The organism is Methyloprofundus sedimenti (genome assembly GCF_002072955.1).
GTDB lineage: Bacteria > Pseudomonadota > Gammaproteobacteria > Methylococcales > Methylomonadaceae > Methyloprofundus > Methyloprofundus sedimenti.
Window position 1 is genome coordinate 2,584,942 of record NZ_LPUF01000001.1, and the last position, 23,783, is coordinate 2,608,724.

Below are 23,783 nucleotides of genomic sequence, written 5' to 3' on the forward strand. Positions count from 1 at the left end.
TTTCTCAGTTTTTACTCAGGCTGCTAGCCAAAAATTTTAATTAAGTCTTCAATACCCGCCATCAAGACATCAATTTCTTCTTTAGTATTATACATGGCAAATGAAGCACGTGCGGTCGCCGGCACTTCAAAAAAATCCATGACAGGCATAGCACAATGATGTCCTGCTCTTATTGCTATCCCTAAACTATCCAGCATCGTACCTATATCATGCGGATGAATTTTATCTAAAACAAAGGATAAAATAGCGCCTTTATTATTATTATCACCAATAATGCGTAGACCTTTAATTTGTCTTGCCTTCTCGGTCGCATATGCTAATAATTCCGCCTCATAAGCTGCGATATTATCCATGCCGATTTCATTCAGATAATCAATGGCTGCACCTAAGCCCACTACATCCGCAATATTCGGTGTACCGGCTTCAAATTTATAAGGTAAAACATTATATTCCGTTTCGGTAAAGGTTACTTTACGAATCATATCACCGCCACCCTGATAAGGCGGCATCGCTTCTAATAAGGCTTGTTTTCCATAAAGCACACCAATACCTGATGGTGCATACAGCTTATGCCCGGAAAATACATAAAAGTCACAGTCTAAAGCCTGCACATCCACTGACATATGCGGGATCGCTTGTGCACCATCTAATAAAACCGGGATATTTTTTGCTTTTGCAGCAGCAATAATCTTTTTCACTGGATTGATCGTACCCAGCGCATTAGACATATGCACCACAGAGATCAATTTAGTTTTATCACTGATTAATTTTTCAAATTCTGCAAAAATCAGTTCTCCCTGCAAATCAATCGGGGCAACTTTCAGTACCGCACCCGTTTCCTGACATAACATTTGCCAAGGCACGATATTAGAATGATGCTCCATCGCAGTGATCAGGATTTCATCACCCGCTTTAATATTCGCTTTACCGAAAGTTTGCGCAACTAAATTAATAGCCTCGGTCGCACCACGGACAAAAATAATTTCTTTCGTGCTTTGCGCATTAATAAAATCTTTAACCTTCTCGCGCGCGCTTTCATAACGATCAGTCGCTTTAACACTTAAAGTATGCACGCCACGATGTACATTGGCATATTCATGACTATAACAATACACAATACTGTCAATCACTTGCTGAGGCTTTTGACAGCTGGCGGCATTATCTAAATAGACGAGTGGCTTGTTACGGATTTTCTCTTTTAAAATTGGAAAATCTGCGCGGATTTTTTCTACAGGGAAGTCAGTCATTTTTCTATATTATTCAATTTACTTCTAAGCACTGTTTAAAAGTGAGATTATCTTACAACCATTTCTGTTCAATACCTTCCTGCGGAAATCTAGCCAGCAAATGCTCTAAAACCTGATCATGTAAATCTCTAATTTTAATCTTTTCAACCATTTCATTGGCGAATGCAAAGGTCAGTATATTTCGGGCCGTTTCTTCATCCACACAACGTGATTGCAAATAGAAAATAGATTTCTCATCTAGTTGCCCGACTGTGACTCCATGAGCACACTTTACATCATCCGCATAAATTTCTAATTGTGGTTTGGTATCTGCTTCTGCATCATTAGACAACAACAAATTACGGTTATTCATCTCCGAGCTGGTTTTTTGTGCTTGCTCAGCCACCACAACCCGCCCTTGAAAAACACCGCGTGCTCGTTGATCTAACACACCTTTATACAGTTCTCGGCTAATTGCATACGGTTTCAAATGATTAATCCGCGTATGATTATCAATATGTTGGCGCTTAATACCGAGATATAAACCATTTAACTCACACTCAGATGCCTGCTCTAAATCAGTGCGTATATCATTTCTGGCTAACAGGCCACCAAAAGCGAAATTATGATGTTTAAAGCGAGAATCGGCAGCTTGTTTAACGTAAGTTCCACCAAAATGGTAGGCTTTCTCACCTTCCAATTGCAATTTATATAAGGTTAATTCGGCATTCTTCCCAATAAAAACCTCCATTACAGCAGCCGATAAATACGCATCATCACAACCGATAAAGGTTTCAATAACTTCAGCCTGCGCCATCTGATCAACAGCAATAATATGACGTGTATTGGCCATATAATCAGCCTGAGTCACGACATGTATAACGTGAACTGCTTTACTTAGAACCTCTTTAGCTGGCACATGAATAAATAAACCATCAGTAAACCATGCAGCATTGAAGGCGACAAAACTATGCTGCTCATGATTCACTGCCAGCTCAAAATAATTCTGCAAGTCATCTGGATATTGCTCTAAAGCACTCGCCATATCAAGTACATGCACGCCATCGGGTAAACCTTCTAAGTCGGACAATGCAGCTGAAAAATGACCATCCACTAAAACGACAGTCCAGGCATTATTAAGACGATAGGCATTTAACCAATCGATATCCACAGCGCCTATTTCAGCCTGTACAACAGGACTAAATAATTTCTTCTCAATGGCAGAAACGTTCGTATAGCGCCAATCTTCCTCTCTTAAAGAAGGAAATCCATTGCTAGCAAAGGATTCCAGGGCTTGCTTTCTTAATGCTTTTAACCAGCCAACTGATTGCCCAGGTAATAAAGCTTCGACCTTTTCATATTCAGCGGGGTATAGACTATTTACTTGCTCGGCACTCATTATGCTACCTGCTCTTCAACCCAGCTATAACCTTTTGCTTCTAGCTCTAAAGCTAACTCAGGACCGCCCGACTTAACAATTCGGCCATCCGCCAAAACATGCACAATATCCGGTTTAATATAACCTAAAAGGCGCTGATAATGGGTGATCATCAAAAATGAACGATCCGCTGCACGTAAAGAATTAACACCAGCTGCAACCACTTTTAAGGCATCAATATCCAATCCCGAATCGGTTTCATCTAAAATACACATGCTAGGCTCTAAAATAGCCGCTTGTAAAATCTCGTTGCGTTTTTTCTCACCACCGGAAAAACCTTCATTTACAGAGCGATAGAGGAATTTCTCATCCATTTGCAATAATTTAACTTTACCTTTAACCAAAGTTAAGAAATCAAAAGCATCTACTTCAGGTAGGCCTTGATGTGTACGCATAGCATTTAAAGCCGCTTTTAATAAATAAATATTGCTTACACCCGGAATTTCTACAGGATATTGAAACGCCAAAAAAATCCCTTCACGCGCTCTTATTTCAGGATCCATTTCTAATAAATCTTCGCCTTTATAAGTTACCGTTCCCTCAGTAACGTTATATCCCGATTTACCGGACAATACATGCGATAAAGTACTTTTACCCGAACCATTAGGTCCCATAATGGCATGTACTTCACCCGCGTTTATCTCTAAATTCACACCTTTAAGGATAGGCTTATCGCCTACGCTGACATGAAGATTTTTTATGCTAAGCATTCTATTTACCTGATTTAATTTTTTAATTATTTGTGTAAGTTGAGTTAGATTAACAAGCGTAGTGCGTTAACGTAACCCCAACATCTGAATAGTTCACTTTGTTGGGTTACATTTTTATTGCCGCGCAAGAAAAAATCTAACCCACCCTTACAGTATTTGATTAACCTACTGAACCTTCTAAACTAAGCCCTAACAAAGCCTGCGCTTCAACAGCAAACTCCATCGGTAATTCTTTAAAGACCGACTTACAGAATCCATTGACAATCATCGACACGGCATCTTCTGCAGAAAGACCGCGTTGCTGACAGAAAAATAACTGATCTTCGCTAATTTTAGAGGTTGTCGCTTCATGCGCAACCAGTGCGGAAGGTTGCTTCACTTCCACATAAGGAAAAGTATGCGCACCACAACGATCACCAATTAATAAGGAATCGCACTGGGTATAATTACGTGCATTTTCTGCATTTTTACCGACTTTAACTAATCCACGGTAAGTATTTTGCGATTTCCCTGCAGAAATGCCTTTAGAAATAATGGTGCTGCGGGTATTTTTACCAATATGAATCATCTTGGTGCCGGTATCGGCTTGCTGATAATTATTGGTCAAAGCAACTGAATAAAACTCACCTACCGAGTTGTCGCCGATTAATACGCAGCTAGGATATTTCCAGGTAATGGCAGAACCTGTTTCTACCTGTGTCCATGAAACTTTAGAATTTGTACCCCTACATTCTGCACGTTTAGTCACAAAGTTATAAATACCACCGACACCGTTTTCATCGCCAGGATACCAATTCTGTACCGTAGAATATTTTATCTCGGCATTATCCATGGCAATCAACTCTACGACAGCGGCATGCAGTTGATTTTCATCACGCATAGGTGCAGTACAACCTTCTAAGTAACTCACATGACTGCCTTCATCGGCAATAATCAAGGTACGTTCAAATTGCCCTGTATTCGCAGCATTAATCCGAAAATAAGTCGACAATTCCATCGGGCAGCGCACACCTTTAGGAATATAGACAAAGGAACCATCAGTAAACACAGCTGCATTTAAAGAGGCAAAGAAATTATCGCCTGAAGGGACGACCGTTCCTAAATACTGTTTAACTAATTCAGGATGCTCTTTTAAGGCCTCAGAAATTGGACAAAAAATAACGCCAGCATCGTGTAATTTACCCTTAAAAGTTGTCGCCACAGAGACACTATCAAACACGGCATCAACTGCTACTCCAGCCAAGCGCTCCTGCTCATCCAAAGGAATACCTAGTTTTTTATAGGTTTCCAGTAGTTTTGGATCAATCTCGTCCAGACTTTGCGGTTTATCTGAGTCTTTTTTAGGTGCTGAATAGTAACTAATCGCCTGATAATCGATAGGCTCAATATTTAACTGCGCCCAATTAGGTTCAGTCATTGTTTGCCAATGTCGAAACGCTTTTAAGCGATATTCTAGCATAAATTCTGGCTCACCTTTAATGATCGACAATTTAGCAATGACATCTTCATCTAAACCAGGCGGAAAAGTGTCCACCTCCAGTTCAGTCACAAAGCCTTCTTTATACTTTTGGCCAATTAGATTATCTATTTCTTGTGCGCTTGTTGACATAAATACTCTTTATCTATTTTAAACGATACAAACTGGCCACTGGCACAGTAATTTCTTGAGGAGATTTAACAGGTAACAACATATCAGCTAAAGTTACTGACTCCAGGGCCAGTTGCACAGTTCGATTGACTATCCGCCAATTATTGCCGATTTGACAGCCCGCGACTTGCTCACAACTATTTTCCAGAGAACTGCATTCAGTCAGGGAAATCGGCCCCTCCAATGCAGTAATCACCGACGCTACTGTGATTTTCTCAGGCGTTTGTACTAAAGCATAGCCACCTTTAGCCCCTCTGATAGAACTTAGTACATTTGCCTTAAGCAATAATTTCAAAATCTTACTCACTGTAGGCAAAGCAATGCCCGTTGCCCTTGAAATCTCTAGGGCTGCATGTACTTGAGCCTGACTTTTAGCCATAAAACTCAAAATTACTGTTGCGTAGTCGGTCAATTTACCCAGACGTAACATGTTTACTCCTTCAATTTAGGACTATTTTAGTACTCTTTAATTCCATAGTAAATAGCTAGGTTATTATTTTATGATTAATTTTCTCTGATTCCAATAGCGACTATGAGTATCCCTATAGCTTTCAAGCTGGTTTCTATTGTCATTAAATCTAATGCTGATAGCCCCCTGGTCGCCGGTGATAAAATATTTTGCGGCAATAGCTTGATACCGCTCTATTACCTCTACATGTGGAAAACCAAAGCGATTCGGGGAGTCAGCCGGAATTAAAATTTTTTCAGGTTTTACCAGTGCCAGAAAAGCAGTACTGGATGAGGTGTTACTGCCATGATGGGGAGAAATTAATATATCAGCCTGCAATGACTCACTGCTATTTTGAATTAAATAATCCTCTGCTGCTCTCTCAATATCAGCGGTCAATAGCACACTGCTTTGTGGAGTATCTATACGTAAAACACAGGAATTATCATTTTCATTTTCAAAACCATGCTCTGGGGGCGATAAAAACTGGAATTTTATCTGATCCCATTCCCAGCTATATCCTGCAGAACATTGAATTGCATTATAAGTAGCTAACTGATCAGGAACACTGCTAAGTACTTGCTGCACAGAAATTGAATTTAACAAAGTCTCAGCCCCACCAATATGATCATTATCAGCATGGCTAATAATTAGTTTATCCAGTCTAAGAATATGCCTGTAATATAAAAATGGAAGAATGACATTTCTACCCATATCAAATTTATCTGAAAACCTTGCACCCGTATCAAATACCAAAGCATGCTCAGCAGTTTCAACCACCACAGATAAGCCTTGCCCTACATCCAGGAGCGTTAAATTCATTGCCCCTGGTACCGGTTTTTCAGGCTTGACCAAAAATACCGGTAACACTAAAAAAATGCCTAGAAAACGACCGGGGATGCCTTTTGGTGCCAATATCAACAACACGCCCAACAACGCCACGATCATCTGCCATAATTGAGGTTTGGGGCGAACAATACTGGCCATCGGTAAATCTACTAAATACTCTAATACCTGCCATAAAGCCTGCAATACACTATCGACAATTTGCAGCAAGAATACCGCTATTTCAGGCAGTATCTGCAATAAAGTAAGCGCCAATAATGACAAGGGAACCACAACAATACTAACCACTGGCACAGCTATAATATTTGCAACTGGCGCAATCAGTGACACACGTTGAAAGAAAAATAACAATACCGGCAATAGGCTCAATGCCACAAAAGCGTGAATTTTGAGGCTACTAACAAAACGATGCTCTGGGCATAAGCGAGCTGACAGAACATAAACAATACTAAAAACTGCCAGAAATGATAAATAAAACCCCGCTGATAACACGGCCATAGGATCTACCAGTAACACAGCTAACAATGCCAGTGCAAAAACATTTAACGTTTTGACATGCCTACGCATGACCAGGGTCAGCATAAATATACCCAGCATAATCAATGCACGTTGCGTGGGTATAGAAAACCCAGCAAGCGCTGCATAAAACAAAGCAGCAATAAAGGCAAAACAAGCTGCGATTTGTGGTGCTGAATAGCGGTTCGAAGGCAAACGTAGCCAGCAATTAAAAACCAACCAATACACCATTCCCGCTATTAATCCAATATGCAGACCAGAGATAGCCATTAAATGGTTAGTGCCGCTGCTAGACAATACCTGCCATTGCCGGGCAGATATCTGACTTTTATCGCCTATGCTTAGCGCTTTAATTAAAGCCATGGATGCAGGACTAATATCTTGTTTGATCAATAAATCTGCCAGTTTTTGCCGTATAACAGATATGCTTGACCAGGGAGATTTAGTTGCCAATAAGATCGCTGTTTCAGCTTGTCTTATATAGCCTGTGGCGCCTATATGCTGAGTAAACAACCATTTTTCATAATCAAAACCACCGGGATTAAGCGTGCCATGTGGTTGTTTTAATTTTACATAAAATTGCCAGCTTTGCCCTGCTGTAATTTTTTGCTGTGGATAGTACCAGCTTAACCGCAACTTATCAGGTAAAAGCACAGCGGTATGAGTTAGCTGGAAGTCAAAACGTACTCTTTGCGCATTATATTCAGGTAAACCAATAATATCCCCCTGAATTAATAATTCTTTACCTTGCAAATCAGGCGTTAATTGCCTGGATAAAAAATGATCTGCAGAAATACTGGCAAATACTAAGCCAAATAGAAAATATGCTACACGTCTATAATTAAAATATGCCATTAAAATGGCAACGATTAGCGAGAGTGCTAATCCTAAAAAATCTGGCAGTACAGCCCATTGCTGACAAAACAACACACCTAAAAAAAAGGATAGAACAGATAAAAACATACCTAGTACACCCTATAAAATACTGACAATCACTATTAAGCAAACAAACTTTTGATGAATTGCTGTGAGTCGATTTTTACCTGCAGGCAATACCGCTAAAACTTATCTTCACTCTGCTTAAAATCAACGCTAAAACCTGTTACACTTAAAAAGTTATTTATATTAATGGAAATCATTCATCATGCCGAAAAAGCTTATAAAAAAATACATGCCATCGCCTGAATCCATTAAGGAACACAAACACCTGGCTTTTTTAGGCGAAAAGTTACATGATCCTAATCTTTGGCATTTAAACCGTCGATCTGTTGCAGCAGCCTTTGCTGTGGGTCTTTTTGTTGCATGGATCCCCACTCCCGGACAGATGATAATCTCTGCTATAACCGCACTTTTTTTCCGCGCCAACCTGCCAATTTCGGTCGCTTTAGTCTGGATCACGAACCCTTTGACTATGCCACCGATGTTTTATTTTGCATATCGCTTCGGATTATGGACCCTGAATCTACCTCCACCTAGTGCTGATTTTGAGTTTTCGCTGGAAAGCGTCACATCAGGCTTAACTGACATAGGCGGACCATTTCTTCTGGGCTGCCTGATACTCGGTATTGCTTCATCGGTGATCGGCTATTTTAGTATTCGTTTGTTCTGGCGCTGGCATGTTGTTAAACAATGGCGCGCACGTTCTGAGAGATAAGCGAACAACTAATTACCCTATTAATTATTAAGGACGGATAGACTGAAAAACCTCATACTCGTACTACGGAGCTGGTAATATAACAGATAATGTCAATGCCCTACTCTCCGTAGCATGTATGTATTTTGTATCCTAAACTACAATCACCCCATCAGCCATATGCAACACTCTATCCATACGCCCGGCTAGTTCTGGGTCATGTGTAACAATCAAAAAGCTGATCTGCAACTCCTGATTCAGCTCTAACATTAACTGATAAATACTTTCAGCTGTTTTACTATCCAGGTTTCCAGTTGGCTCATCCGCTAAAATACACTTGGGTTTGTTTATTAATGCCCGCGCTATTGCTACCCTCTGCCGTTCACCACCGGATAATTCACCTGGTTTATGCTTGATTCTATGCTCTAAACCCACACGTAGTAAAATGTCTTCTGCGGCCTGTTTTGCCTGAGCGATTGAACTACCACCGATTAAGGCTGGCATGGCCACATTCTCTAAAACGGTAAATTCACCTAACAGATGATGAAATTGGTAAATGAAACCTAATGACCGGTTCCTTAATTTAGATAATTTTGCCTGGCGTACTTTTTTTAAATTCACGCCATCCAGGATCACTTCACCACTCGTCGGCTTATCCAGACCACCCAGCAAATGCAATAAGGTACTTTTACCTGAGCCAGATGCTCCCATAATAGCAACCCGCTCTCCAGCAGATACGGAAAAGTCAATATCCTTTAATACTTCGACATCCAGATCACCTTGCTTAAAACGCTTGCTTAATTGGTGGCATTGTAAAATAGGATGATTACTCATAACGTAACACCTCCGCTGGATTAACTCGTGAAGCTTGCCATGCTGGATATATGGTCGCTAACAAAGACAGGCTAAAAGCAACTATAGCAATAACGTACACATCAACCCATGCTAATTTTGAAGGTAAAGTACTGATATAGTAAACATCAGCAGCCATAAAATGGACTCCGAAAAACTTTTCGATTGCAGGCACGATAGTTTCGACATTTAAGGCCAATAAAACTCCACCCACAGTGCCCAAGGCGGTTCCTATCAAGCCAATAATTGCGCCTAAAACAATAAAAATACCCATCACTCCCTTCGGTGTTAAACCTTGCGTTTTTAAAATCGCGATATCACCTCGCTTATCAGTAACCACCATGACCAAAGTGGACACAATGTTAAACGCTGCAACAGCGACAATTAATAATAAAATAATAAACATCACTCGCTTTTCAGTTCTAATTGCCTGAAAAAAGTTACTATGCGCATTTGTCCAGTCACTGACAAAATAATCACCATATAGTTGACGAGCTAACTCATGTGATATTTCTGGTGCATTAAACAAATCATCCAGCTTTAATCGCAGACCAGAAACGTTACTACCCATACGAAATAATTTTGCAGCATCATCTATATGAATAATCGCCATATTCCGGTCATACTCATACATGCCTACCTCGAAAATACCGCTAACAGTAAAACGACGTAGACGAGGAATAATACCAGCGGGTGTTGAATTTACCTGTGGGCTGATGACAGTGATTTTATCTCCGACGGTCGCACCTAAATAAGTTGCCAATTCAGCGCCCAGGACAATTTGGTATTTTCCAGCCTGTAGGTCTGAGAGTTCGCCAACTTTCATTTTTTCACCCACTTCAGAAACGGCAGGTTCCTGATCAGGTAAAATACCTCGCAGTAAAGTTCCACTCACTCTACGTCCGGCATTAACCATAACCTGACCATTTACAAAGGGAGCGGCTCCTTCTATATGTGGCAGGTCTTTGACTTTTTCTTTCAAAACCTGCCAATCATCCAGCTCTCCACCACGACCGGTGATAGTCGAGTGCGCGGTCATACCTAAGATTCGTTGACGCAATTCATCTTCGAACCCGTTCATTACAGATAGTACGGTAATCAGTGCTGTCACACCCAGAGCGATACCTAGTACAGAAGTTAAAGTAATAAAGGAAATAAACTGTGTACGGCGTTTTGCGCGCGTGTAGCGCAAGCCAATGTAAATAATAAGGGGTTTAAACATATAATGTATTAAAAAAATAAAAAAACTTAGGATTACTTACATTTTGGACATAAGCCATATAAATATAAACTATGGTCGGTGAGTTCATAACCTAGTTTCTGGGCAATCTGGTTCTGGCGATCCTCAATGATGTCATCAGTAAATTCATCTACTTTACCGCATTTAACACAAACCACGTGATCGTGGTGATGACCTTTATTTAACTCAAAAACTGAGTTACCTCCTTCAAAATGGTGCCGAGATACCAGGCCTGCTGCTTCAAATTGAGTTAATACACGATATATTGTGGCCAATCCAATTTCTTCATTTTCACTTAACAGGATCTTATAAACCTGCTCCGCATTTAAATGGCGCTCATTGGTTTCCCGCTCCATAATTTCCAGAATTTTCATCCGAGGCAAGGTTACCTTCAAACCGACATCTCGTAATTCATGTGTTTCCACTTTGCTTTTACTCCTAAATATAATTCATACGCCTAGAGAAACGTATACATCAATACATTGTATAGCTTTTCAGGCTAAAAAATAAAATATAGTTTACATTCACTTTTTTAGTTTTACTTTAAAACATCAGGTATGATTGCATTAAGAAAATTATTACTAACTGAAAAAATCTCAATCAAATGCTGCACACTTTACGCCTAATAAGTTTTTTAACCACATTCGTCTTTTTATCAGCCTGCTCCACTCTGGCCGTTGATGTCCCTTTGGTTTATAAAATTGATATAGACCAGGGTAATGTGCTCACTCAAGATATGGTCAATCAGCTACGGCCTAATATGACCAAACGCCAGGTTATTTATGTTTTAGGTTCACCATTATTAATAGACCCTTTTACCACCAACCGCTGGGATTATGTTTATTCGGTACAACCAGGTGGAGAAGATCGATTTGAGGATCGTATTGCATTATTTTTTGCCGGCGAAAATTTAATACATGTAGAGGGTAACTTAACACCAGCTTTAAATCCAGCGCCTCCTCCCCCTACAGAAATGACCATAGAAGCACCTAAGCGAGAACTCAAAAAAACATTATATGAAATGATCGTCGGGGTGTTCAGTTTTGATGATGACTAACGACTCTGCTTTGCCGCTCGCTGTCGTCGCGCTTCCATTGGATCAATCACCAGGCTTCTATATATCTCAACGCGATCATTTTCTTGTAATCGTGCACTCAAGAGACACACCTGACTAAAAATACCTACTTTATTTACTGCGAGATCTATTTCAGGAAATTGTCCGATAATACCGGATAATTCTATTGCCTGTTCAACTGTGCAGGATTCAGTAACTTGCAAAGGTATTATCAATTGCTTATCGGACCTGGCATAGGCAACCTCAATATTCAAAAGTAACTCCTGAATAAAATAATGTTAAATAGAATTTTCCCTGCTGGCCCTGCAATATACTAATATATTTGCTTGGCGCGTTCAGTAAAGGAGGTGACCATGGTATTACAAATTTGATTAAATACTGTACCAAAGGCAAAGTTTGCTAATACACCGTTTATCTCAAATTCCAGATCCAGAGAAATTTTACTTGCATCTTCGCGTAAAGGCATAAAATTCCATACGCCATCTAGCGAAGAAAATGGACCATCTAGCAAAGATACCGTGATGCGTCCGCCCTCATCATTTACGTTGCGGGTTGCAAAAGAACTTTTCAAGCCACCTTTGGCAATCTGTAACTCCGCCTTGACCACATTCCCGTTACGACTAATTATTCGACTTCCAGTGCACCAGGGTAGAAATTCAGGATAAGCTTCAATATCGCTAACTATGTCATACATTTGATGCGCCGAATATTTAACTAATGCACTTTTATTGACCGCCGTCATTAGCTAAATACTCCAAACACGCCTAGAACATTCAAAAATACGATAAATACGGCGGCTGGAGCAATATACATGACCAGAAATTTCCAGATAGAAAATAAGTCGTCATTCGCTAAATTTAACTCCTCTTTACTATGCTTTTCAAGCATGATTCTTCCGGCAAAAATAGCAATAAAAAAACCACCGAGAGGAAGCATTATGTTTGCAGTCAAGTAATCAAGTGCCCCAAAAATGTTGGCTCCAAAAAAAGTAAAATCTGACCATGTATTAAATGAAAAGACTGTTCCTAAACCCAGTAACCAGGTTAAAAACCCCATAGCCATACAGGCTTTTTTACGTTCAATTTCATAATTCTCAACACACCATGCAACAGCAGGCTCTATGAGTGAAATAGCAGAAGACAATGCGGCAAAAACTAATAATATAAAAAATAGCAGCCCAAACAACCAGCCCCCCGTCATATTTCCAAAGGCGATGGGTAAAGTCTGAAAGATCAAACCTGGCCCCGAACCTACTTCCAGGCCATTCGCAAAAACAATGGGGAAAATTGCAATACCCGCCAACAGCGCTACCAGCGTGTCTACCCCGGCAATAATAATAACCGTTTTAGCAATAGAAACATCTTTAGGTAAATAAGAGCCGTAAACCATAATTGCCCCCATGCCCAAACTAAGAGTAAAAAAGGCGTGTCCCATCGCTGTTAAAACACTTGAACCAGTAATATCACTGAAATCCGGTTTGAACATAAAATTCATGCCTTGCATATAGGCACCTGTTGTCATTGCATAAGCAACTAATAACATCAGTAGAATAAATAGCCCCGGCATTAAAAAGCGCACCGCTTTTTCCAGGCCGCCTTGTACACCACGCGCAACTACTGCCATGGTTGTAACCATAAACACGGTATGCCAAAAAATCTGCTCTACTGGACTGAACTGTAAATCAGCAAAAAGACTGCTAATTTGCTCAGCACTTTCGCCAGAAAAACTCCCCGTAAAAGCTTTTAAAACATAAGCCATAGCCCAGCCAGCAATTACGCTGTAATAGGATAAAATCAGAAAACCTGCAATAACGCCTAACCATCCCAGATAATGCCAGTTAGTACTTGCCCCAGCCTCTTTGGTTAAAACTTCCAGCGTATTAATCGGGCTTCGCCTGCCTCGCCTGCCCATCATTGTCTCGGCAATCATAATAGGAATGCCAATGGCCGCCACACAGATCAAATAAATAATGACAAAAGCCCCACCACCGTTTTCTCCGGTTATATAAGGAAATTTCCAGATATTACCCAAGCCAACTGCCGAACCAGTAGCGGCAAGTATAAATGCAAAACGTGAAGACCATTCACCATGAATAGATTGATTTGTATCGGCCATTAAGCTACCTACGCGTTAGAAAATTTAATTTTTACCGGTAAATTAAAGTAAAATACAGGCATTGTTTTTAAAATATAGTGTATCGCAATGTATTTTATTTAATACCGTCAGCAAGAAATCCTTATTGCATTAAATAAAATACACTGTAAATTTAATTATTATACATTTTCCTCAGTATTAAAAAATAGAATTGGAACCTTATGTCTGGAAAGAAATCCAAGAAAAATAAACAAAGCGATAATACAATCGCAAAAAATCGTTATATTTCACACGAATATTTTATCGAAGACCGTTTTGAAGCCGGGCTTGTTTTAGAAGGCTGGGAAGTCAAAAGTATGCGTGAAGGAAAAGTGCAATTAAAAGAAAGTTATGTGTTTATAAAAAATGGCGAAGTATGGATATCAGGCATGCATATTTCAGCACTTAATACCGCATCTACACATGTCACGCCTTTTGCAACACGAGTACGCAAACTACTTTTACACGCCCAGGAAATCAGTAAGCTCATTGGCAGCGTCGAGCGTAAAGGCTATACCCTCGTGCCTACATTTCTATACTGGAAAAATAACCGGGCAAAACTGGAAATTGGCCTGGCAAAAGGTAAAAAATTACATGATAAACGTGCAACCGAAAAAGACCGTGACTGGCAGCGGGAAAAAGCACGTAATTTAAAACTAAATTAAGCCATATGTCTCAAAGCTCAGGTCTGCTCGATAGTGATAACAGCTTATTGTTAATTGTCGACATGCAAACAAAACTACTCAACGTCATGCCGGAAGGCGCAGCTGATGACATGGTAAAAAACAGTCAACGATTAATAACCGCTGCTAATTTACTTAATATTCCTATTCTTATTACCGAGCAATACTCAAAGGGTTTAGGGCATACGGTCGAAAGTTTGACTGCTGAATTAAATGATTCCCCTGTTGTTTTTGAGAAAACAAGTTTTTCTTGTTACAGTGCTGAGAATTTCAGCAGCACTCTTCAAGAAATGGCACGCAAACAAATCGTCATTGTTGGACAAGAAGCACATGTTTGCATCCTGCAAACCGCTTTAGAACTTATGCAACATGATTACCAGATACATATAATCGAAGATGCTGTTTGCTCGCGAAAAGCAGAACATAAATTTAATGCTCTACAACGCATGCAGCAACAGGGTGCGACCATTAGTAATTATGAATCTGTTTTATTTGAATGGATTAAAGATTCCAGGCATGAATACTTTTCTGTGATTTCCCGTTTATTGCACTGACTGAGTAAAGGAATAAGCATATCTCACTGAAGTGAAGATCCTTAATGACTACTGATAAAAGGTCGCGTAACAAAAAGCAGCTTATCAAGGCCATAATAAGGACCATAAATTCTCTAGTGATAATTCTGATACCGCTTTTATAGCATTTGCCTGTTTTAAAAAACCATCATCTGAATTAAAAATAGATCTTGGTTTTGTCCAGAGTATTATCTGAAAAAACCACCAAAAACTGAATTACCGCAAAAATACAAAATGTTTACCTTTATAATTTAAACACTATTCAACCCCTTATAAATATGCCATTAAACACCTTTATCAACACAATAAAATCCAATCAAGCTGTCAGCTTTGATGACACCATGACTATCATTAATGATTCGTATCATTACACACCAACAACATTTATCAACGGTTTAGATGAATTCGCAATAATTAACACAGCGGGAAACAATGAAGGCTCTTGCAAAATCTTTGCCTTTGCCCTGCTCCAGCAACTTGATCAACACCAGACCTTAAATTTGTTTGGTGACTATTATCAAGACGTTTTAAATGATCCAAACGGCACCAGCCATCAAAATATTAGAAATTTTATGCAATATGGATGGGAAGGCATCAAGTTCAGCGAACAAAATACTTTACGCCTAAAATAAAACATGGCAAAAAACGTAGACTACCTGATTATTGGCCAGGGACTGGCTGGCAGCCTACTCAGCTGGGAATTGATCAAGCATGGCTGTAGCACACACCTGGTAGACAACCAGCAAGAAAATGCCTCTCATATTGCAGCAGGACTCATTAACCCGATCACAGGGATGCGCTTAGTTAAACACATTGACATAGATATTTTGCTTCCTTGTGCAAGGCAAACCTACCGAGAGCTAAGCGAGTTTTTTAAACAGGATTTCTACATAGAAAAACCAATGTTGCGCATCTTACGTAATGAAATAGAGCTGCGTAAATTTCAGCAACGCATTCAAGAAAATGCATATCTAAATTATCTGCAAACAGAACTAAAGACAGCGCCTGATTCAATTAACGCACCATTGGGCATGATTCAGCAAAAGCAAACGGGTTATCTATTAACACACAGCTTATTAACCTGCCTGAAAAACTTCTTGCAAGAAAAGCAATCCTATCAAGTCACTCAGTTTGATTATCAAGATCTCCAGATAAATAAAGACATACGCTGGCGGGACATCACTGCAAATAAGATCATTTTTTGTGAAGGCTATCAAGCCATAGCCAATCCCTGGTTTAAATATTTACCTTTTCAATTAGCAAAAGGGGAAATATTAACCCTGACAACAAAACAAACACTGGCACCAGAATTATTATTGTACGGCCAATGGCTAATCCCGCTGAATAAGCACCAATTTCGTACCGGTGCTACCTTTGATAACATCAACCTGAATACAAATCCCAGCGTTCAAGGCAAGAATACACTACTTAATGCATTAAAGCAGATAGTACCAGCACTTCACTCTGCAACAGTAGATAAACACCAAGCCAATATACGTCCAACAACACTGGATAAAATGCCCTTTATAGGATTGCACCCCGACTATGAAAATCTAGCTATATTTAACGGCTTTGGTGCAAAAGGCAGCTTGCAAATACCCTATTACAGCAAATGCTTTGTTCACCATTTACTGCGGCAAAAGCCTATTACTCCTAAAGTTAATTCTCAGCGTTATAACAACCATAAAAACATGTTATAACAATAAAAAAAGTCAGGGAGCCAAATAATATTGCACATTTGTCATCCAAACAAAACTTTCATGCTTACTTTCTACACAGAAGCTAAACTATCTATTAAAGAATTTATATTATGAGTAATTTTGTTCATATCGTCTGTCCAGCGTGTTTATCTGTTAACCGAATTCCGGCGATACGGCTTAGTGATAAACCACAATGTGGCAAGTGTCATCGGCCTCTTTTTTCTGCTCTACCAGTTGATTTGACTGCAAGCAATTTCCAGCAACACATCAAGCGTAATGACATTCCGGTACTTGTTGACTTCTGGGCCCCCTGGTGTGGCCCTTGTAAGTCGATGGCTCCAGCCTTTAAGCTAGCAGCAGCTCAACTGGAACCCAAAATACGTCTGGCAAAGCTTAATACAGAAACTGAACAAGCTATAGCTGCTCAATACGGGATTCGAAGCATTCCAACTTTAATGCTATTCCACAAGGGTAAAGAATTAGCAAGACAATCAGGTGCCATAGATACTCAAGCTATTATTAGCTGGGCTAATCAATATATTGCATAATCTTAAAGCAATTGTATACACATTACGTGTATAGACTAGCCCAGAAACTAATATTTATTCATTGTCATAATTCTTGTCATGTTAGCGTGTTATTATGTATGCCACTAGAATGCCTCTGATGATACTTCGCGCGGTCACGGATGTGGTTGTATAGCGAGCTGATTTTTAGTCGAGAGAAAGGCGCTGAAACAGGCGCATAGCACACGCTAAGCAACTATTTCAGCAACGCGGCTAAAATCGGCCGCTAGAAAACCGCGTATGTAGCCGCGCGAAGTATGTCTACTGTAATGCATGTGTGCTGGTTTCTCGACCAGTCACAACTCCACTTCAACCAAACCCTATCGAGCAAACATGACAGCAATCCCATTACACTTTGAGTTGCCTGAAAACCTGACTGCTATAAAATTTTTAAACAATCTGCATAAAAAATTGAATTTGAAATAGTCTCTCAACAGTATGCAATCAAAACTTTTTATGACAGTTTCGACTGGCGACTCTACCGTGCCGATATTGTTTGTGAACTCAACCAGTCTAAATCAGCCTCTCATGTCAGCCTTCTCGATAGAAATACCGGTGAGCTCATTGCATTGGAAGAGCAAAAAGATATGCCACATTTTTGTGATCAGTTCCGCGACGGGCGCTTAAAAACCCAATTATCTCCTCTACTGGAAATGCGGGCATTATTGCCTTTATCTCAATTACCACATCAGGTACATCGCATTAATGTACTTAATCAGGATAAAAAAACAGTCTTGCGCATTAGACTGGATGAATATGAATCATTGCCAAATCGCATTAGCTTACAGCGCTTAAAAGGCTATGAAAAAGCTGCAGAAAAAGTAAGCTTACTGTTGCAACAAGCTCTGCAATTAAAGACCACAACGCCCTGCTCGATTTTGGATCATGCCCTTAAATTACAAAGTCGCAAAGCACTGGACTACAGCTCTAAACTATCGATAAAGCTTGATCCGAAAATGCGCGCTGATCAAGCCAGCGTGATCATCTTTCAACAGTTATTGCGCACTATGCAAATCAATGAGAGTAACACCATAGCCGATGTTGATAGCGAGTTCTTACATGACTTTCGTGTAGCTATCAGGCGTACTCGTGCAGGTTTAAGTCAGATTAAGCACGCTTTACCTTCTTCTGTGGTCGCGCGTTATGCTGTTTTTTTTGCTTGGTTAGGACAGATTACCGGGCAAACACGGGACATGGATGTATATTTATTAAGTTATAAACAGTATAAAGCCGCTCTACCTGTTTCTTTAAGAGAGGATATCACACCCTTATATGCATTCCTGAAAGAAAAAAAAGGGCAGGCACAAAAAGATTTAGCTGAAAAACTTTCTAGTTCTACTTACAGGAAGGAATTGGCCAACTGGGAACAATACTTAAAAGAACCCTTAGAAAAAAAAGACAAGGGCGAAAATGCAACTTTAAGTATTAAAGAATTAGCTGACCAACGTATCTGGAAAGTTTTTAAACGCGTTATTAAGGAAGGTGAATCAATTAATAAATCCTCACCCGCTGAAGAACTCCATGAGCTGAGAAAAACCTGTAAAAAACTGCGCTATTTAATGGAATTTTTTGAAAGTCTGTATCCAAAAGATAAAATGAAAATATTAATAAAATCACTGAAAGGTCTGCAAAGTGTATTAGGTGATTTTCAGGATTACGAAGTCCAGGAAACCAATATCAAGCATTTTAGTGAAGAAATGATGGCCAACAACGTACCTCCCAATACATTCCTGGCAATGGGTGTGTTAGTACAATACTTAGATTCCATAAGGTGCGCTGCACGCAATGATTTTGCCAGACAATTTGCACTTTTTGAAAAAGCAGAAAATCAGTCCACTTTTAAATACTTATTTGCGCATAAGGCATAAGAGATAACAGATGAAAATAATCGCAACTTATAATATTAAAGGCGGAGTTGGTAAAACGTCAACAGCAGTAAATCTGGCTTATATTGCCTCGCAGCATGGCTATAAAACACTCGTGTGGGACCTGGATCCTCAAGGTGCAAGTAGTTATTATTTTAGAGTAAAACCTAAAATAAAAGGGGGCAGTAAACAGCTTATAGCGGGTGATCGTGACTTAGATGGATTAATAAAGGCGACCGATTTTGAGAATCTGGATTTATTGCCAGCAGACTTCTCCTTCAGAAATTTAGACTTAGTCTTAGATGCGCGAAAAAAACCAACCCAGCGCCTAAAAAAGTTACTCGCACCGCTCACTAAAGAATACGATTTTATCATTCTAGATTGCCCGCCCAATATTTCATTATTATCGGAATCCATTTTTGAAGCTGCCGATATATTGCTCTCTCCTATTATCCCAACGACTTTATCTTTACGTACTTTAGAGCAATTAAAGAAATATATTAAGGATAATAAATTAAAGCATATTCAATTGATTCCTTTTTTCTCTATGGCAGATAGACGAAAAAAAATGCACAGGGAGATCATCGAAACACTAGTAGAAAAACATCCTGATATTTTGCAGACAACCATTCCTTATGCAAGTGATATAGAACGCATGGGCTGGGAACGCATGCCATTGGGAGCATACATAAGCAAGGGACGTTCTACAGAAGCCTATCAACAACTTTGGCAAGAAATAATGACACTCATTAAATAAAATAGTCGCCAGATTCACGGTCTTAACAAAAGCACTGACCGCGTATTCAATCTGAAAAAGCAAACAGTCATAATTCTGTCATATATTGAGTCGTATAATTAATAGTTAAATCACTACACACTTAATGCCCCTTATATAACTATTGGAGAACGAGCTTATGTATAAACATATATTTCTTAAATTGACTGCACTTGGTCTATTGATTGCCAGTCACGCGACACTTGCTGAGCCTCATTATAATGTTAACGATTATTATCAGGTGTACAAAGATGGACGAATTTATATTTTTGATGATTTTGCGACCTATAACAGCTTTAATCAGGCTGGAGAAACGGCTTACCGGTTAACTCGCATCGGCGCAGGCCCCAATGGCGAAACTCTGGTTTTCGGTTTACAAAGTAAAGATAAAGAAATGAGTTCCGGTTTTGGCTCAGTCGATTTATATGAAGGAACGGCAGAAGGAATTAACGAAGGATTCTATGGTGAAGTAATTAAAGACGGGCGCATCTATGTATTTAACGAATGGCCTGATTTAAAAGAATTTTTATCTGTTGGAGAAGCTACTTTTCGCTTTACTGAGATAGGGGCTGGTCCTAATGGCGAAACAGTCATTTATGTACTAAATAAAAATAATAAAAAACAACAGCCGACTGCATTAATGGCTGAATTTGCGCGTAAACACACAAAATAAGTTATTATTTTCATTTAATATCAAGCTCTCTCACCGAGGGAGCTTTGTTTTTTTATGCGAAACTTTTTGCTCCCCCTTCTTTGCTTTTATTCAGGTATGATGTGCATAGCTAGCAAAAAAAAACCTACTAATGCAAACTTTAGCCCCCACCATTCGCAATACAGTTCGTGCCGTTATTATTCGTGATGGACGCATTCTACTGCAAAAAAAACAGGATGCATTAAAAGGCGTGCGCTACACGTTACCTGGCGGAGCACAAGATCCAGGTGAAACTTTACTGGAAGCCTTGCACCGGGAATGTCAGGAAGAGTTAGGCACAGAAATAATTGCCAGCGAAATTTTACACTTAGCTGATTTTTTTAAGCAAAAATCCCTACCAGAACCGTATTTACAGCATCAGCTTGAAATCCTGTTTCATTGTCAAATTGCTGATTCTTATATACCGAAAAATGGTCCTAAACCTGATAAGCACCAGATAGCCATCGAATGGATCACCATTGATGAGCTGTCTCAAATTCCTTTGCTTCCTGCAATTCTAAAAAAAATCCTGACTAAGCTAAATCAACCCGTTAATCCTATTTATCTTGGAAAAATAAATTGAGCGCGCAATTACCCAAAAATCAGCGTACTAACCTCAGGTTTCTATTTGTCGAAGTAGGCACACAAATTTCTAATCTACAGGATTACATTGTCAAAGAGGGCAAAAACTTTTCTACCGGAAGCTTTGACCGTAGTGGTTATATTCATAACCTAAAAATTCGCATTCATAACGATGGCTATTTGCAAATTCAAAACGCAGGAAACAATGAAAGTGACATCATTGCTTTTCGCGCTATAGACAATATCGCTAATAACCTTGAGCGTATTGCCGAATTATGCCTTGATTGCATGCATCATATTGCGGATTTAAGCAACAAAGACTACCTTTCTGGTGATAAATATGAACAATTACTGGCTCATGTTGCTCAGGGTATCAGCCTGAGTGAGCGTGCCAATCAGAATAGCGACTCTCAACAGGCGCTCAAAATAGCTGAAGTACAACAGAAATTAAGTAAAAACTGCCAACAACTAATCGATAAATACAGCAAAGAATTTAAATCCGGGAAAAATGCCGAGGACTTGATTGCCGCCCTTTTTGTGGTAAAAAGTATCAAATCCATGGACGAGGCACTACTGAAAATTTGTAATGCAACTTTGTCCAGAAACCTGGGACAGACAATCAATGTGGATCGTTTTAATTCCTTAACTCGCTGCGTGGACCATTTACAAAAAAATGGTGCTAGCAAAAATCTTGTTTTAGATACTATTGCTGAAACGCGTTCAGGCAGTGTAATTTCAGGTGTCAGCGAAGCTAACAAAGACGCTATCATCGCCATTTTCAAAGACGGAAAAAAACAAAAACTTAAAGAAGAACTACAAAGCGTTGAACGCTGGCATGAAATTTATCCAGGTATTGCCCCCAGAATATTGTCTTATCAGAAACAGGGACAGTCAGCTGCATTACTGATTGAACATTTAGAAGGCTCAACTTTTGAAAATATCCTGTTACAAGGTTCCGATAAATTACAAAAACAATCCTTACAACAACTTACTGAAACCTTAAATGACATCTGGCATAAAACCTTGCAGAAAAAACCCGTTAATGCGCAATATGCGCAGCAACTATTAAAGCGTTTGCCTGATGTCTATTCTATACATCCAGTATTTGAACAACAACATATCCATATTGCCGGAATTAACATCCCTGCTTTCACAAAACTATTAAAGCAGACGAATAAATTAGAGCAATCCCTGGCTGCACCTTTTTCCGTCTATATACATGGTGATTTCAATACCGATAATATTATTTACGCCCCCGGGCAAAAGAAAATCAATTTTATCGACCTGCACCGTTCCTGCTTTATGGATTATGTACAGGATGTATCCGTGTTTATGGTATCTAATTACCGCTTACAAGCGCTGGATCATCCGTTCAGACAAAGGGTATTACACGTTAATATGGCCATGTATCATTTTGCTGCAGAATTTGCCCGGCATCATAAAGACCCTACTTTTGAATTACGTCTGGCGCTTGGGCTGGCACGTTCACTAGCGACTTCAACTCGCTTTACACTGGATAAAACTCTGGCCAAAGCCATGTTTTACCGCTCCCGCTTATTATTAGAACAGGTACTTGCCGTTAATATAAAACATAGTAAAGATTATCGAGTGCCCATTAAGGAGATTTTTATTGCTTAATTTAAAAATTGCTGTGGTTGGGCTGCCCGGAAAGTGGTCAACTGAAACTTTAGCTGATGCCGTTGAAAAAAAAACCGGCTTCCGTTTGATTGTTGATATGGATAAGGTTGTATTGAATCTTGATAGCCTTGAGCTTACCTATCAAGGCCACAACTTATGTCAACTGGATGCTATTATTATTAAAAAAATTGGCCACCAGTATTCCCCCAATAGTTTAGACCGACTGGAATTATTACGCGTTGCTGAAAATGCAGGAGTTAAAGTGTTTAGTCAGCCCGTCAAAATATTACGCTTAATCGACCGGCTTAGTTGTACTGTTACCTTACGTAATGCGGATATTCCCATGCCGGCGACCGTTATCACCGAAGAAATTGATGAAGCAATTGCAGCAGTCAACAAATTTGGTTCGGCAATTTTCAAGCCTCTGTATTCGACAAAAGCGCGCGGTATGTGTGTCATTAGCAAAAAAGATGGCAAAACTAAAGTACGCAAAAATATCGAAGCATTTAAAACAGCTAACCCGATGATGTATATTCAGCAGAAAGCCGCCTTAGGCGGCCGGGATATGGGGTTGATGTTTCTAGGCGGCCGTTATTTAGGGGCCTATGCCAGAGTGAGTAAAAATGATGCCTGGAATACCACGATTAATAGTGGTGGCGAATATGCAGCCGCTGATCCTTCGACTGAGATCATTGCAATGGCAAGTAAAGCACAGGACTTATTTGATATGTCCTATACCACAGTCGATGTCGCTGAGACGGATAAGGGTGCCATTGTTTTTGAGGTCTCTGCCTTTGGCGGTTTTCGGGGGGGCAAAGAAGGGTTGAACCTGGATGTTGCCGAACTATATGTGGATTTTGTTTTAACTAAACTTGAACAAAAAACACCTTATGTTGTGTCTATATAACCCACCAACAGTATATATAGCAAACCAGATGAAATAATC

Annotated in this window: 25 protein-coding genes; 13 read left to right on the forward strand and 12 right to left on the reverse strand. The window is 39.6% G+C overall.

What is annotated here, in order from left to right:
- Positions 1–23 precede the first annotated feature (23 nt).
- The 6 genes from AU255_RS11430 to AU255_RS11455 all read right to left on the reverse strand — a co-directional run bounded on the left by AU255_RS11430 (position 24) and on the right by AU255_RS11455 (position 7,795).
- A complete protein-coding gene (locus AU255_RS11430) occupies positions 24–1,247 on the reverse strand; it encodes a cysteine desulfurase (protein WP_080522975.1) in 1,224 nt (407 codons plus the stop codon).
- A 52-nt stretch (positions 1,248–1,299) separates the two neighbouring features.
- Positions 1,300–2,625 (reverse strand): Fe-S cluster assembly protein SufD, encoded by a 1,326-nt coding sequence (gene sufD, locus AU255_RS11435; protein WP_080522976.1) that lies wholly within the window; start codon positions 2,623–2,625, stop codon positions 1,300–1,302.
- Positions 2,625–3,374: a Fe-S cluster assembly ATPase SufC gene (gene sufC, locus AU255_RS11440; RefSeq protein ID WP_080522977.1), complete on the reverse strand. Its 750-nt coding sequence runs from the start codon at positions 3,372–3,374 to the stop codon at positions 2,625–2,627. Before sufC ends, sufD begins: the two co-directional genes overlap by 1 nt.
- Positions 3,375–3,534: 160 nt before the next feature.
- Entirely contained in the window at positions 3,535–4,983 is a 1,449-nt protein-coding gene (sufB, locus tag AU255_RS11445; protein ID WP_080522978.1) for a Fe-S cluster assembly protein SufB, read from the reverse strand.
- A gap of 13 nt (positions 4,984–4,996) precedes the next feature.
- Positions 4,997–5,452: an SUF system Fe-S cluster assembly regulator gene (locus AU255_RS11450; protein ID WP_080522979.1), complete on the reverse strand. Its 456-nt coding sequence runs from the start codon at positions 5,450–5,452 to the stop codon at positions 4,997–4,999.
- Positions 5,453–5,515: 63 nt separating this feature from the next.
- Positions 5,516–7,795, reverse strand: a complete 2,280-nt coding sequence (locus tag AU255_RS11455) for a DNA internalization-related competence protein ComEC/Rec2 (RefSeq protein ID WP_080522980.1) — start codon at positions 7,793–7,795, stop codon at positions 5,516–5,518.
- A gap of 181 nt (positions 7,796–7,976) precedes the next feature.
- Here AU255_RS11455 and AU255_RS11460 point away from each other — a divergent pair, with 181 nt between their 5' ends.
- Positions 7,977–8,486, forward strand: a complete 510-nt coding sequence (locus AU255_RS11460; protein WP_080522981.1) for a DUF2062 domain-containing protein — start codon at positions 7,977–7,979, stop codon at positions 8,484–8,486.
- A 132-nt stretch (positions 8,487–8,618) separates the two neighbouring features.
- Here the strand turns inward: AU255_RS11460 and lolD are convergent, their stop codons facing one another.
- Genes lolD through fur form a run of 3 tightly spaced genes read right to left on the reverse strand, consistent with a single transcriptional unit; the run spans position 8,619 to position 10,982 of the window.
- Complete coding sequence (gene lolD, locus AU255_RS11465) at positions 8,619–9,299, reverse strand: lipoprotein-releasing ABC transporter ATP-binding protein LolD (RefSeq protein WP_080522982.1); 681 nt, start codon at positions 9,297–9,299, stop codon at positions 8,619–8,621.
- A complete protein-coding gene (locus tag AU255_RS11470; protein ID WP_080522983.1) occupies positions 9,292–10,539 on the reverse strand; it encodes a lipoprotein-releasing ABC transporter permease subunit in 1,248 nt (415 codons plus the stop codon). The genes lolD and AU255_RS11470 overlap by 8 nt, the downstream gene beginning before the upstream one ends.
- A gap of 32 nt (positions 10,540–10,571) precedes the next feature.
- Positions 10,572–10,982, reverse strand: a complete 411-nt coding sequence (fur, locus tag AU255_RS11475; protein WP_080522984.1) for a ferric iron uptake transcriptional regulator — start codon at positions 10,980–10,982, stop codon at positions 10,572–10,574.
- Positions 10,983–11,161: 179 nt separating this feature from the next.
- On the opposite strand from fur, the gene AU255_RS11480 reads away from it, so the two are divergent.
- A complete protein-coding gene (locus AU255_RS11480; RefSeq protein ID WP_080522985.1) occupies positions 11,162–11,614 on the forward strand; it encodes an outer membrane protein assembly factor BamE in 453 nt (150 codons plus the stop codon).
- Here the strand turns inward: AU255_RS11480 and AU255_RS11485 are convergent.
- The 3 genes from AU255_RS11485 to AU255_RS11495 are packed head-to-tail and all read right to left on the reverse strand — an operon-like array spanning position 11,611 to position 13,747.
- Positions 11,611–11,886 carry an RnfH family protein gene (locus AU255_RS11485; protein WP_233144623.1) on the reverse strand — a complete coding sequence of 92 codons (276 nt, stop codon included), beginning with the start codon at positions 11,884–11,886 and terminating at the stop codon, positions 11,611–11,613. The genes AU255_RS11480 and AU255_RS11485 overlap by 4 nt on opposite strands.
- A gap of 59 nt (positions 11,887–11,945) precedes the next feature.
- Positions 11,946–12,374 (reverse strand): type II toxin-antitoxin system RatA family toxin, encoded by a 429-nt coding sequence (locus AU255_RS11490; protein ID WP_080522987.1) that lies wholly within the window; start codon positions 12,372–12,374, stop codon positions 11,946–11,948.
- Complete coding sequence (locus AU255_RS11495) at positions 12,374–13,747, reverse strand: sodium-dependent transporter (protein ID WP_080522988.1); 1,374 nt, start codon at positions 13,745–13,747, stop codon at positions 12,374–12,376. The genes AU255_RS11490 and AU255_RS11495 overlap by 1 nt, the downstream gene beginning before the upstream one ends.
- 200 nt (positions 13,748–13,947) lie before the next feature.
- Here AU255_RS11495 and smpB point away from each other — a divergent pair, with 200 nt between their 5' ends.
- The 11 genes from smpB to AU255_RS11550 all read left to right on the forward strand — a co-directional run bounded on the left by smpB (position 13,948) and on the right by AU255_RS11550 (position 23,744).
- Complete coding sequence (smpB, locus tag AU255_RS11500) at positions 13,948–14,430, forward strand: SsrA-binding protein SmpB (RefSeq protein WP_080522989.1); 483 nt, start codon at positions 13,948–13,950, stop codon at positions 14,428–14,430.
- 5 nt (positions 14,431–14,435) lie between these two features.
- Positions 14,436–15,002, forward strand: a complete 567-nt coding sequence (locus tag AU255_RS11505; RefSeq protein WP_080522990.1) for an isochorismatase family protein — start codon at positions 14,436–14,438, stop codon at positions 15,000–15,002.
- 296 nt (positions 15,003–15,298) lie between these two features.
- A complete protein-coding gene (locus AU255_RS11510; protein WP_080522991.1) occupies positions 15,299–15,652 on the forward strand; it encodes a HopJ type III effector protein in 354 nt (117 codons plus the stop codon).
- A 3-nt stretch (positions 15,653–15,655) separates the two neighbouring features.
- On the forward strand, positions 15,656–16,720 hold the full coding sequence (locus AU255_RS11515; protein WP_080522992.1) for an NAD(P)/FAD-dependent oxidoreductase: 1,065 nt from the start codon (positions 15,656–15,658) through the stop codon (positions 16,718–16,720).
- A 110-nt stretch (positions 16,721–16,830) separates the two neighbouring features.
- Positions 16,831–17,268 (forward strand): thioredoxin TrxC, encoded by a 438-nt coding sequence (gene trxC, locus AU255_RS11520; protein ID WP_080522993.1) that lies wholly within the window; start codon positions 16,831–16,833, stop codon positions 17,266–17,268.
- A gap of 605 nt (positions 17,269–17,873) precedes the next feature.
- On the forward strand, positions 17,874–19,154 hold the full coding sequence (locus AU255_RS11525; RefSeq protein ID WP_143735913.1) for a CHAD domain-containing protein: 1,281 nt from the start codon (positions 17,874–17,876) through the stop codon (positions 19,152–19,154).
- A 10-nt stretch (positions 19,155–19,164) separates the two neighbouring features.
- Positions 19,165–19,908 carry a ParA family protein gene (locus AU255_RS11530; RefSeq protein WP_080522994.1) on the forward strand — a complete coding sequence of 248 codons (744 nt, stop codon included), beginning with the start codon at positions 19,165–19,167 and terminating at the stop codon, positions 19,906–19,908.
- Between the two features lie 157 nt (positions 19,909–20,065).
- Positions 20,066–20,599: a hypothetical protein gene (locus tag AU255_RS11535; protein ID WP_080522995.1), complete on the forward strand. Its 534-nt coding sequence runs from the start codon at positions 20,066–20,068 to the stop codon at positions 20,597–20,599.
- A gap of 130 nt (positions 20,600–20,729) precedes the next feature.
- Positions 20,730–21,200, forward strand: coding sequence for an NUDIX domain-containing protein (locus tag AU255_RS11540; protein ID WP_080522996.1), 471 nt, complete (start codon positions 20,730–20,732; stop codon positions 21,198–21,200).
- The gene (locus AU255_RS11545; RefSeq protein WP_080522997.1) at positions 21,197–22,837 is read left to right on the forward strand and encodes a phosphotransferase; all 1,641 of its coding nucleotides are present in this window, start codon (positions 21,197–21,199) and stop codon (positions 22,835–22,837) included. Before AU255_RS11540 ends, AU255_RS11545 begins: the two co-directional genes overlap by 4 nt.
- The gene (locus AU255_RS11550; RefSeq protein ID WP_080522998.1) at positions 22,830–23,744 is read left to right on the forward strand and encodes a GAK system ATP-grasp enzyme; all 915 of its coding nucleotides are present in this window, start codon (positions 22,830–22,832) and stop codon (positions 23,742–23,744) included. The genes AU255_RS11545 and AU255_RS11550 overlap by 8 nt, the downstream gene beginning before the upstream one ends.
- Positions 23,745–23,783: the final 39 nt, after the last annotated feature.